This window comes from Bradyrhizobium sp. P2_E8 (assembly GCF_056403875.1).
The window spans coordinates 1-12053 of the sequence record NZ_JBFUES010000114.1; the positions used below are offsets into that span (position 1 = coordinate 1).

Annotated in this window: 8 protein-coding genes; 5 read left to right on the forward strand and 3 right to left on the reverse strand. The window is 65.5% G+C overall.

Annotated elements, in window-relative coordinates; all coding sequences use genetic code 11:
• From AC1D00_RS09065 to AC1D00_RS09075, 3 genes are all read left to right on the forward strand, one after another.
• On the forward strand, nt 1-862 hold an 862-nt coding region (locus tag AC1D00_RS09065; RefSeq protein ID WP_477010432.1), incomplete at its 5' end, for a methyl-accepting chemotaxis protein.
• A 216-nt stretch (nt 863-1078) separates the two neighbouring features.
• On the forward strand, nt 1079-4258 hold the full coding sequence (locus tag AC1D00_RS09070) for an efflux RND transporter permease subunit (RefSeq protein WP_477010433.1): 3180 nt from the start codon (nt 1079-1081) through the stop codon (nt 4256-4258).
• Nucleotides 4245-5447 carry an efflux RND transporter periplasmic adaptor subunit gene (locus AC1D00_RS09075; protein WP_477010434.1) on the forward strand — a complete coding sequence of 401 codons (1203 nt, stop codon included), beginning with the start codon at nt 4245-4247 and terminating at the stop codon, nt 5445-5447. The genes AC1D00_RS09070 and AC1D00_RS09075 overlap by 14 nt, the downstream gene beginning before the upstream one ends.
• Before the next feature lie 39 nt (nt 5448-5486).
• Here AC1D00_RS09075 and AC1D00_RS09080 read toward each other — a convergent pair whose 3' ends face one another.
• The gene (locus tag AC1D00_RS09080; protein WP_477010435.1) at nt 5487-7004 is read right to left on the reverse strand and encodes an acetyl-CoA acetyltransferase; all 1518 of its coding nucleotides are present in this window, start codon (nt 7002-7004) and stop codon (nt 5487-5489) included.
• A 116-nt stretch (nt 7005-7120) separates the two neighbouring features.
• Nucleotides 7121-8254, reverse strand: coding sequence for a nitronate monooxygenase (locus tag AC1D00_RS09085; protein WP_477010436.1), 1134 nt, complete (start codon nt 8252-8254; stop codon nt 7121-7123).
• Between the two features lie 271 nt (nt 8255-8525).
• On the opposite strand from AC1D00_RS09085, the gene AC1D00_RS09090 reads away from it, so the two are divergent.
• Nucleotides 8526-10184, forward strand: a complete 1659-nt coding sequence (locus AC1D00_RS09090; protein ID WP_477010437.1) for a flavin-containing monooxygenase — start codon at nt 8526-8528, stop codon at nt 10182-10184.
• 114 nt (nt 10185-10298) lie between these two features.
• Nucleotides 10299-11174, forward strand: coding sequence for a glutathione-dependent disulfide-bond oxidoreductase (gene yghU, locus AC1D00_RS09095; RefSeq protein WP_477010438.1), 876 nt, complete (start codon nt 10299-10301; stop codon nt 11172-11174).
• A gap of 102 nt (nt 11175-11276) precedes the next feature.
• On the opposite strand, the gene AC1D00_RS09100 is transcribed toward yghU, so the two are convergent.
• Nucleotides 11277-11894, reverse strand: a complete 618-nt coding sequence (locus AC1D00_RS09100) for a flavin reductase family protein (protein WP_477010439.1) — start codon at nt 11892-11894, stop codon at nt 11277-11279.
• Nucleotides 11895-12053 lie beyond the last annotated feature (159 nt).

A 12053-nucleotide genomic window follows, 5' to 3' on the forward strand; every position in this document is an offset into this window, starting at 1 on the left:
AGCCAAGATCGAGCGCGGCCGCCGCGTCGACGACATCACCCACGAATTCGAAACGATGATCGGCGAGATCGTCCAGACCGTGTCATCGGCCTCGACCCAGCTCGAAGCTTCCGCCTCGACGCTGACCTCGACCGCCGACCGCTCCCAGCGGCTCGCGACCACCGTTGCAGGAGCTTCGGAAGAAGCCTCGACCAACGTGCAGTCGGTGGCTTCGGCGACGGAGGAGATGGCCTCCTCGGTCGGCGAGATCAGCCGCCAGGTGCAGGAATCGGCGCGGATGGCCGGCGACGCCGTTGGCCAGGCCCGTGCCACAACCGAACGCGTCAGCGAGCTCTCCAAGGCGGCTTCCCGCATCGGCGACGTCGTCGAGTTGATCAACACCATCGCGGGCCAGACCAACCTGCTGGCGCTGAACGCCACCATCGAGGCGGCGCGCGCGGGCGAAGCCGGCCGCGGCTTCGCCGTGGTCGCCTCCGAGGTGAAGGCGCTCGCCGAGCAGACCGCGAAGGCGACCGGCGAAATCGGCCAGCAGATTTCCGGCATCCAGGCGGCGACCAACGATTCGGTCGGAGCGATCAAGGAGATCTCCTCGACCATCGAGCGTCTGTCGGAGATATCGTCGGCAATCGCGGCGGCCGTGGAAGAGCAGGGCGCGGCGACCCAGGAGATCGCCCGCAACGTGCAGCAGGCGGCGCAGGGCACCCAGCAGGTCTCCTCCAACATCGCCGATGTTCAGCGCGGAGCGACCGAGACCGGCACCGCCTCCTCGCAGGTGCTGTCGGCCGCGCAGATGCTGTCGAACGACTCGAGCCGGCTCAAGACCGAGGTCAGCAAGTTCCTGACCAACGTCCGCGCTGCGTAAGCCTCCCCAGTGTCGTCCCGGCCTTCGCCGGGGCGGCGCCGTGCTGCTTTTCATCTTCGCATAGCTGCGATGCTTATTCCGCAGCGCGGTAGCACGGAAGTGAAGAGCGCGCTGTCGCTTGGCATTGGCGCTGTCGGCGGTGCTCAGGTAAACGGGAAAAAGGATCCCCGTCGGGGCGGATTCCGTATCCCTGCTTGACCTGGAATTGCCTGGCGCATGATTGCTCTGGTCCGTATTGCCCTGAGCCGACCCTATACGTTTGTCGTGCTCGCGCTTCTGCTCCTGATCATCGGACCGCTGGCAGCGCTGCGGACGCCGACCGACATCTTCCCGGACATCCGCATTCCCGTGATCGGCGTGGTCTGGCAGTACACCGGCCTGCCGCCCGACCAGATGTCCGGCCGCATCACGACGCCGTTCCAGCGCGCGCTGACGACGACGGTCAACGACATCGAGCACATCACGGCCAATTCCTATAACGGCTTTGGCATCATCAAGATCTTCTTCCAGCCGAACGTCGACATCCGAACTGCCAATGCGCAGGTCACGGCGATCTCGCAGACGTTGCTCAAGCAGATGCCGCCGGGCGCGACGCCGCCCTTGATCCTGAACTACTCGGCCTCGACCGTGCCGATCATCCAGGTGGCGCTGTCGGGCGACGGGCTGACCGAGCAGAACCTCGCCGACATCGGCATCAACCAGCTCCGCACGCCGTTGGTCACGGTGCCGGGGGCCGCGATCCCGTATCCGTTCGGCGGCAAGCAGCGCCAGGTCCAGATCGATCTCGACCCGACCGCGCTCCAGGCTCGCGGTCTGTCCGGCCAGGACGTCGCCAATGCGCTGGCCGCGCAGAACCTGATCACGCCGGTCGGCACCCAGAAGATCGGCATCTTCGAGTACAACATCCAGCTCAACAACTCGCCGCTGAAGATCGACGAGCTCGGCAATCTGCCGATCAAGACCGTCAACGGCGCGATGGTCTATGTGCGCGATGTCGCGACCGTCCGCGACGGCAATCCGCCGCAGACAAACATCGTCCATGTCGACGGCAACCGCTCGGTGCTGATGATGGTGCTGAAGGCGGGCGCGACCTCGACGCTCGATATCATCGCCGGCATCAAGCAGAAGGTGATCGAGGTCAAGGACCAGCTTCCGGACGCGCTGAAGATCGGCTTCATCGGCGACCAGTCGGTGTTCGTTCGCGGCGCGATTCAAGGCGTCGCCTTCGAGGGCGTGATCGCGGCGCTGCTCACCAGCGTCATGATCCTGCTGTTCCTCGGCAGCTGGCGCTCGACCATCATCATCGCGGTCTCGATCCCGCTGTCGGTGCTGGGCGCCATCATCATGCTGTCGGCGATCGGGGAGACGCTGAACATCATGACGCTCGGCGGTCTCGCGCTCGCCGTCGGCATCCTCGTCGACGACGCCACCGTGACCATCGAGAACATCAACTACCATCTGGAGCAGGGCAAGCCGGTCGAGCAGTCGATCCTCGACGGCGCCAACCAGATCGTCACGCCGGCCTTCGTCTCGCTGCTCTGCATCTGTATCGTGTTCGTGCCGATGTTCTTCCTCACCGGTGTCGCGCGCTTTCTGTTCGTGCCGATGGCCGAAGCCGTGATGTTCGCCATGATCTGGTCGTTCATCCTGTCGCGCACGCTGGTGCCGACCATGGCGAATTACCTCTTGCAGGCCCATGTCCATCACGAGGGCGAACCGCCGAAGTCGCGCAATCCGCTCGTCTGGTTCCAGCGCGGCTTCGAGGCGCGGTTCGAGCGCATCCGCGGCTTCTATCGCGGCCTGCTCGGCATGGCGCTGGCGCATCGCGCGGTGTTCGTGATCGGCTTCCTCTGCGTCGTCGGTGCGTCCTTTGCGCTGGTGCCGTTCCTCGGGCGCAACTTCTTCCCCGCGGTCGATGCCGGCAACATCCTGATGCACGTCCGAACCCAGGTCGGCACCCGCGTCGAGGAGACCGCGAACCAGCTCGCCGATGTCCAGAAGGCGATCCGCAAGCTGATCCCGGGCGAGATCGAGACCCTGACCGACAACATCGGCATGCCGATCTCCGGTATCAACATGACCTACAACAACACCGGCGTCATCGGTCCGCAGGACGGCGACATCCAGATCAAGCTGAAGGAAGGCCACAAGCCGACCGAGGAGCATGTGCGCGTGTTGCGCGAGCAGCTGCCGCGGCTGTTTCCCGGCGTCAGCTTCGCGTTCCTGCCGGCCGATATCGTCAGCCAKATCCTGAACTTCGGCGCGCCCGCGCCGATCGACCTTCAGATCCGGGGCGCCAATGTCAGCGCCAACTTCGCTTACGCCAACAATCTGCTGGCCAAGGTCCGCAAGATTCCCGGCGTTGCCGATGCGCGCATTCAGCAATCGCCGAACAACCCGACCTTCAATATCGATGTCGACCGCACCCGTGCGCAATATGTCGGCCTGACCGAGCGCGACGTCACCAACAGTCTCGTGGTGAACCTCGCCGGCTCCTCACAGGTGGCGCCGACCTATTACCTCAATCCGGATAACGGCGTGTCCTACTCGATTGTGATGCAGACGCCGCAATACCAGATCGACTCGCTCAGCGCGCTGCAGACGCTGCCGATCACCGCCGCCAGCAACGCGCAATCGCCGATCCTCGGCGGCATCGCCGACATCAAGCGCTCGACGTCGAGCGCGGTGGTGTCGCAATACGACATCCAGTCGATGGTGCAGATCTTCGCCACGACCTCGGGCCGCGATCTCGGCGCGGTCGCCGCCGACATCCGCCAGGTGATCGCCGATACCGCGAAGGAGGTGCCGAAGGGATCTTCCGTCGTGCTGCTCGGGCAGGTGCAGACCATGAACAGCGCCTTCACCGGCCTGCTGTTCGGCCTGCTCGGCGCCGTCGTGCTGATCTACTTCCTGATCGTCGTGAACTTCCAGTCCTGGTCCGATCCGTTCGTGATCATCACGGCGCTGCCGGCCGCACTCGCCGGCATCGTCTGGATGCTGTTCATGACGGAGACGACACTGTCGGTCCCGGCGCTCACCGGCGCGATCATGTGCATGGGCGTTGCCACCGCCAACAGCGTGCTCGTGATCTCCTTTGCGCGCGAGCGCTACGAGGAACTCGGCGATCCCGTTGCGGCCGCGCTCGAGGCCGGCTTCGTCCGGTTCCGTCCCGTCCTGATGACTGCGCTTGCCATGATCATCGGCATGGCGCCGATGGCCCTGGGGCTCGGCGAGGGCGGCGAGCAGAATGCGCCGCTCGGCCGCGCCGTGATCGGCGGCCTGATCTTTGCAACCTTCGCCACGCTGATGTTTGTTCCCGTGGTGTTCAGTATGGTACACAAGAAACAAGGCGCCAAAGCCGCCGCCTCTTTGGAGACTCCGCATGTCGCCCACTGAATCCCGCTCGCCGGTGTCGCACCGGAAACTGGGCATCTTCGGCGTAGTGGCGCYGATTGCGGCAGGCCTGGTCGTCGGCACCGGTATCCGCGCGCGCGAGGAGCAGGGCTCCAGGTTGAAGGAATGGACCGATGACCAGGCCGTTCCCAGCGTCGCCGTGACCCAGCCCAACGCCAAGGTGCTCAACGCCACCCTCGATCTGCCGGGCCGATTGGAAGCTTACTACCGTGCCCCGATCTTCGCGCGCGTGTCGGGTTACCTGAAGAGCTGGAGCGCCGATATCGGCGCCCGCGTCAAGGCCGGGCAGGTGATTGCCGAGATCGAGGCGCCCGACCTCGACCAGCAGCTGTTGCAGGCCCGCGCCGACCTCGCCAGCCAGCAGGCCAGCGCCAGGCTGTCCGAGGCCACGCTGAACCGCCGCAAGACGCTGGTCGCCTCCAACTTCGTCTCCGCGCAGGAAATCGACGAGCGCACCGCCGATCTTTCCAACAAGAACGCCGCGGTGCATTCGGGGCAGGCCAATGTCGAGCGGCTGGAAGCGCTGGCCGGCTACAAGAAGATCACCGTGCCGTTCGACGGCGTCGTCACCGCGCGCGATACCGACGTCGGTGCGCTGATCAATGCCGGCGGCGGCTCGGGCCCGGCGATGTTCGTGGTCTCGGACATCACCAAGCTGCGCGTCTATGTCAACGTACCCCAGAATTACGTGCCGGCGATCAAGATCGGCGCCAAGGCCACCATCGCGCTGCCGGAGTATCCGAACCGGACCTTCCAGGCGACGGTGGAAGCGTCTTCGCAGGCCGTCGACGTCGCCTCGGGTACCACGCGCATGCAGCTTGGCCTGGACAATTCCTCAGGCGAGCTGATGCCCGGCGGCTATGCCAGCGTGAAGCTGAGCCTGCAGCGCGACTCCGCGCCGCTCAGCATTCCCGCCAGCGCGCTGATCTTCAACGGCAGCGGCCTGCGTGTCGCGACCGTCGGTGCGGACGACAAGGTGCTGTTCAAGTCCGTGACCATCGCCCGCGATCTCGGCCGCGAGATCGAGCTCGCCTCAGGCATCGCAGCCGATGACCGCGTCATCACCGCCCCGCCGGACGGCCTGTCCGACGGCGATCAGGTCCGCGTCGTCGGCGCCGGCGCCAAGGGCAAGCCGGCCACCGCGTCGGAAAAGCAGGCGCCGAAGGGCTAGGTATTTCTTCACCTCGCCCCGCTTGCGGGGAGAGGGAGATTAGCCGACCCGCCACTCCGGAACGCCATCGTCGGCCATCGCGATCTCGCCAAGCGAGCCGACCGGCGTCCTGTCCATGTCGAGCAGATGCGCCAGCGTTGCGGTATCACCCGCCGGTATCCGCGCCAGCGTGCGGCGGCCATCTTCCGTGCGCAGCATGACGACACCGTGCTCGACATCGCCGCCGCGGCCATAGAGCACCGTAAAGCTCTCGACCTTGCCCTTGCCTGAGGCCTCCGCGACGAAGTCCGGCACCGCGCGCTTGTTGCGGTCGGCCTCTCCTTGCACGCTCGTCTCCTGCGCCAGCGCCTCGCGCGGAGGTGCCTTCGAAACCACCAGCGCATGATGCTTGGTGACGAAGCCGCCCTGGCCGTAGAGCAGGCCGAGCCTGGCGCCACCGCGCAGGCGCCGCACCATCGCGCAGGCCGCATGCGTCATGTAGGTGTTGAGTGGCGCGCCGAAGAAGGTGAGGCCGCCGGTCACGGTCGGCTGCACGTCGGCGGAAAGGCCCAGTGTCCGCCGCGCCATCTTGGGCACGCAGGGGAAGCAGCTATAGAGCTCGATCGCGTCGAACTTTTTGCCGTCGCCGCCTGCGAGGTCCATCGCGGCTTTCAGCACCGCATTCTGCGGATGGCTCTCGTAGAACTGATCGCGCAGGAGATAGTCGCGCGGCTCTTCCGCCGAGGCGCCGCCGAGCGGATAGACCAGTGTGTCCTCGGCGATGCCGGCCGCGCGCGCTCTGGCAAGGCTGGTGAGCAGCAGTGCGCCGCCCATGTTGACGCTGGGGTTGGCCACCATGAGCTTGTTGTAGGGCCAGGCGATGAGACGGTTGTCCGCGGTCGGCGTCGTGATCTCGTCCGGCGTATAGCGTCGCTTCAGCCAGGCATGTGGATTTTGCGCGGCGGCTTCCGAATAGCGCGACCACAGCGTCCCCGACTCCGCCATCGCCTCGCGCGGCGTCTGGCCCCAGCGCGCGGAGGAGGCCGCTTCGTAGAACGGATAGACCGTGACGGGCCGGAACACGCCGAGCTTCACCGCCAGCGGCTTCTGGAACGCCGCGCCGCGCTTCGGCTCCTCGACATCGTGCGCGAACGGCGTCCACGGCAGCTTTGCGCCTGCGCGCTCGGCCTTGGTCGCCGTCGACTGCGCTTCGGCGCCGCAGACCGCGGCGACGCTGCATTCCCCGCGCGCGATGCGCTTTGCCGCCTCGTGGATGTAGCGGATCGGGCTCTCGCCGCCGACCGGGCCGTAATAGCAATGCGAAGGCGCGATGCCGAGCCGCTGCGCCAGCAGCTTCTCCGGATCGCGGTAGCGCCAGCTCAGGAAGTTGACGATGTCGAGCGATTGCACCTCGTCGAGCAGCTTTGCCCCGGCATCCTGCTCGGCACGCCGTAGCGCCTGTTCGAGCAGCTCCAGCGGCTCGAGGCCAGCGGTGATCTCCTTGGGACGGTCGACGATCTCGCCGATGCCGACGATGACGGGGATACGGTCTTCGGGACTGTTGGTATTGTCGGTCATGGCCTCAATTCACGATATCAGTTGCTTCGTCATTGCGAGCGAAGCGAAGCAATCCAGAATCTTTCCGCGGCGGCAGTCTGGATTGCTTCGCTACGCTCGCAATGACGGTGTGGATGCTACTCCGCCACCAGCGCATTCATGTGCTCGACGGCCTCGGCAAACTCTTCCTTGAACTCCTGCACCACGGCGCCCGCCGATTTCACGCTGTCGATCAGGCCGACGCCCTGGCCGACGAAGTAGCTGACGAGATCGCGCGCCTTGGCGTTGCCGGCCGCCGCCGCGCGGTCGATCGCGTTGAAGGCATCGCGGCTGACGATGCTTTGCAGCGGCATCGGCAGCGCACCGGGGCTTTCCGGCGCGCGGTCCCAGGCATCGGTCCACACCGAGCGAAGCTGCCGCGCCGGCTTGCCGGTGCGTCCCTTCGAGCGCACCGCGTCACGCGACGACGCGGCGATCATCTTTTCGCGGAAGATTTCCGTGGTCTCGGCCTCGACGGTTGCGAGCCACACCGAGCCGGTCCAGGCGCCGGCTGCGCCCATCGCCATGCAGGCCGCCATCTGCCGTCCCGTCATGATGCCGCCGGCCGCCAGCACCGGCACGTCGCGGATCGGCTTGATCGCCTTGATCACCTCCGGCACCAGAACCATGGTCGACACCTCGCCGCAATGGCCGCCGGCCTCGGTGCCCTGGACCACGAGGATGTCGACGCCGGCCGCGACCTGGCGCAGCGCGTGCTCCTTGGCGCCGACGAGAGCTGCGACCGGCACGCCGTGCTTCTTGCCCATCTCGATCATCGCTTTCGGCGGCACGCCGAGCGCATTGGCGATCAGCCGGATCGGATGATTGAACGAGACCTCGAGCAGCTGAAGCGCCGTCTTCCCGTCGAACGGTTGCGGCTGGTTGTCGGCCACGTCAGTGGTCGTCAGCTCGATGTCGTACTTCTTCAGGAGGTCGCGCGTGTAGTCGCGATGCTCTTGCGGCACGCGCGCCTCCAGGCTCTTCCAGGTGACGTCTTTCTCCCCCGCCGTCGAGATGTTTTCGGGGATCAGCACGTCGATGCCGTAGGGCTTGCCGTCGACGTGCTCGTCGATCCATTTCAGCTCGCGTTCGAGCGTATCGGGCGTGTGCACGGTGGCACCTAACACGCCGAAGCCACCAGCGCGGCTGACGGCGGCGACGACGTCGCGGCAATGGCTGAAGGCGAGCAGCGGGAACTCGATGCCCAGCATGTCGCAGATCGGCGATTTCATGGCTCTCTCCCGGCGGCGGCCGTCGCGTTGCTGTTGTTGCTTTGCGTTCTTGTTGTCATTGGCGAAGGCCGTCCGACGCTAACCCATCGTCGCCGGCGATGCCAAGCCGGATTTCGCCGCGCATCTTGTGTATAGGCGCCACGCCGCGCGCGGAGCCATTCCGTCGCGCAAAATAAGCAGAGCTGCGGCCGCGAATGAGCCTCTTGCGCTTTGGCCGACCAGAGAGAATGCTGGCGCACAACAACAGAAAACAACGAGGGAGCGCCAACCGATGTCGCCAGCGCAATCGAGTCCGGCCCACGACAGTGAAGCCTACGACGTGGTCGTCGTCGGCGCCGGCTTTGCCGGCATGTACATGCTGCATCGGCTGCGCGGGCTTGGCTTCTCGGCGCGCGTTTACGAGCAGGGCGGCGGGGTCGGCGGCACCTGGTACTGGAATCGCTATCCGGGCGCGCGCTGCGATGTCGAGAGCATGCAATATTCCTACTCGTTCTCGGAGGAGCTCCAGCAGGAATGGGACTGGAGCGAGCGCTACGCGCCGCAGGCAGAGATCCTGGAATACGCCAACCATGTCGCGGATCGTTTTGATCTGCGCCGCGACATCCGGTTCGACACCCGCGTCGAGCGCGCCGTCTTCGATGAGCAGGCCAATGCTTGGTCGGTGACGATTTCCGACGCAAAGACGGTCGAAGCGAAGTTTGTCGTGCTCGCCACCGGCTGCCTGTCCAACGCGCGCAAGCCCGACATCCAGGGTCTCGAAAACTTCAAGGGTCCCGTCTATCACACCGGCAACTGGCCGCACGAACCCGTGGATTTCGCCGGCTTGCGCGTCGGCCTCATCGGCACCGGTTCATCCGGCATCCAGTCGGCTCCCATCATTGCCGAGCAAGCAAGGCATCTCACCGTCTTCCAGCGCACCGCGAATTTCTCGATTCCCGCCCGCAATGCCGCGTTGACCGACGAGGAACGCAATGCGTTCCGGAAGAACTATCCGGAGATCCGCCGCTTCGCCCGCGAGATCGCGCGTAACGGCATCTATGCCGAGCAGCCCGATCGCGGCGCCCTCGACGACAGCGAGGATGCCAGGCGCGCCAAATACAACGCGCGTTGGGATCGTGGCGGGCTCACCTTCATGTCCGCCTACAACAATCTCGGCCTGGATCTGGCCGCGAATGACACCGCCGCCAACTACGTGCGCGGCAAGATCACCGAGATCGTCAAGGACGCCACAACCGCAAGCTTGCTTCAGCCGAACAGCCATCCGATCGGCACCAAGCGCATCTGTGTCGACACGGACTACTTCGCGACCTTCAACCGGCCGAACGTCTCGCTGGTCGATATCAAGACCAATCCGATCGAGGAGATCACCGCGAACGCCGTCCGCGTCGCGGGGACGGATCATGAGGTCGATGCGCTGGTGCTCGCAACCGGCTTCGACGCCATGACCGGATCGGTCGCCAGGATCGACATTCGCGGCCGCGGCGGGCGGACGCTGAACCAGAAATGGGCCGAGGGCCCCAAGACCTATCTCGGCCTGATGAGCGCAGGCTTTCCCAATCTCTTCATCATCACCGGGCCCGGCAGCCCGTCCGTGCTGTCGAACATGATCGTGTCGATCGAGCAGCATGTCGACTGGATCGCCGACTGCCTCGTCCACATGCGCCAGCAAGGCCTTGCCACGATGGAGGCGGGGGGAGAAGCGGAGGACAAGTGGGTCGCGCACGTCAACGAAATTGCCCATGGCACGCTCTATCCGCAGGCCAATTCCTGGTACATGGGCGCCAACATCCCCGGCAAGCCGCGGATCTTCATGCCCTATATCGGCGGCGTCGGGATCTACCGGCGGATCTGCGACGAGGTCGCGGCGAAGGGGTATGAGGGGTTCGTGATGACACGGGCGGAGCAGCCGCGCAGGGTGGTGACGGGTTAGGCCGGATGCATGACACCGGCATGAGGCCCGCGCCGGACGCAGAGCCGGCAGGGCTTGCCATCGGCCGTTCGCGCGCTAATTAATGCAGGCGCATCTTTCCGCCGGAGCCCCCGCATGACCGACGCCCCCGCCTACGTGCCGCCCAAAGTCTGGACCTGGAACAAGGAGAATGGCGGGCAGTTCGCCAGCATCAACCGCCCGATCGCCGGCCCCACCCACGACAAGGACCTGCCGGTCGGCCGCCATCCGCTCCAGCTCTATTCGCTGGCGACGCCGAACGGGGTGAAGGTCACGGTGATGCTGGAGGAGCTTCTGGCGCTCGGCCACAAGGGCGCCGAATACGATGCCTGGCTGATCAGGATCGGCAATGGCGACCAGTTCGGCAGCGGCTTCGTCGACATCAACCCGAACTCGAAGATCCCGGCGCTGGTGGACCGCTCCGGCCCTGAGCCTGTCAGGGTGTTCGAGTCCGGCTCGATCCTGTTCTATCTCGCCGAGAAGTTCGGCGCCTTCCTGCCGAAGGACGTCAAGACCCGCACCGAAGCGATGTCCTGGCTGTTCTGGCAGATGGGCAGCGCGCCGTATCTTGGCGGCGGCTTCGGCCATTTCTACGCCTACGCGCCGACCAAGATCGAATACGCCATCGACCGTTTCGCGATGGAGACCAAGCGCCAGCTCGACGTGCTCGACCGGCGCCTCGCCGACAACGAATATCTCGCCGGCAAGGAGTACACCATTGCCGACATCGCGGTGTGGCCCTGGTACGGCGCGCTCGCCAAGGGGCTGGTCTACGGCGCCGRCGAATTCCTCGCCGTGCAGGACTACAAGAACGTGCAGCGCTGGACCGACGAGATCGCCAAGCGTCCGGCCGTGAAGCGCGGCCGCATGGTCAACCGTGTCTCCGGCGATCCCGCCAGCCAGCTCCACGAGCGCCACGACGCCGGCGATTTCGAAACCAAGACGCAGGACAAGCTCGCGCCGGCGACGTAGATGCGTAGTGCGTAGTGCGTAGTGCGTAGGGTGGATTAGCCGAAGGCGTAATCCACCATCTCGTTACAAGAATTCGGCGGATTACGCTTGCGCTAATCCGCCCTACGATTTCTTCGCTCCCTCCGCCGCCGGAAACACCACGCGGTCGTCGGTGCGGCAGTAGCGATCGGCGAACATGCGGCCGATCGGGTGGTAGCGGTCCATGTGCACCCGCATCGCCTTGTCGTCCCAGAGTTCGTCGCGGATGTGGAAGTGGATGCCTTCGCCCATGATCAGCCGGCGATCGTCGTTGACGTCGATCAGTTTCCAGAGCTTGCACTCCATCGCCCAGGGCGTGTCGGCGAGCCGCGGCACCGCGATCCCCGTCGAGGGTGCGAGCTTCAGGCCGAGATAATCCGGCTCGCCGGTCTCGGGCGGAAAGTCGCCGCTGGACTCATGCATCGCCCGCGCCAGCGGCTCGTCGGCAATGTTGACCACGAATTCACCGGTTCGCTGAATGTTGAGGAACGTGTCCTTGTCCTGTCCGTTCGGCTTGCGGTTCGCCGCGAACATGCAGAGCGGCGGATCCTCGCAGAAGGCGTTGAAGAAGCTGAACGGCGCGGCGTTGACCACGCCGGTCGGCCCGACCGAGGTCACCCACGCGATCGGCCGAGGCAGGATGAAGGACGTCAGCACCTTGTAGCGTTCGCGTGGCGTCAGTTCGCTGGCGGCGTAGTCCATGAGGGCTCCTGGACGGAAGGCTCGCTTTCTTCACCTCGCCCCGCTTGCGGGGAGAGGTCGAATTCGATCGTAGATCGAATTCGGGTGAGGGGGAGTCTCCGCGAGTCCAGCTGTCACCGTCCGTGCGGAGGCTCCCCCTCATCCCGACCTTCTCCCCGC

Bases quoted from the DNA above. Each gene is read 5' to 3' on its own strand.
- AC1D00_RS09090 (WP_477010437.1), top strand. From the start codon at position 8,526: ATGTCGCCAGCGCAATCGAGTCCGGCCCACGACAGTGAAGCCTACGAC.
- AC1D00_RS09080 (WP_477010435.1), bottom strand. From the start codon at position 7,004: ATGACCGACAATACCAACAGTCCCGAAGACCGTATCCCCGTCATCGTC.
- AC1D00_RS09085 (WP_477010436.1), bottom strand. From the start codon at position 8,254: ATGAAATCGCCGATCTGCGACATGCTGGGCATCGAGTTCCCGCTGCTC.
- AC1D00_RS09100 (WP_477010439.1), bottom strand. From the start codon at position 11,894: ATGGACTACGCCGCCAGCGAACTGACGCCACGCGAACGCTACAAGGTG.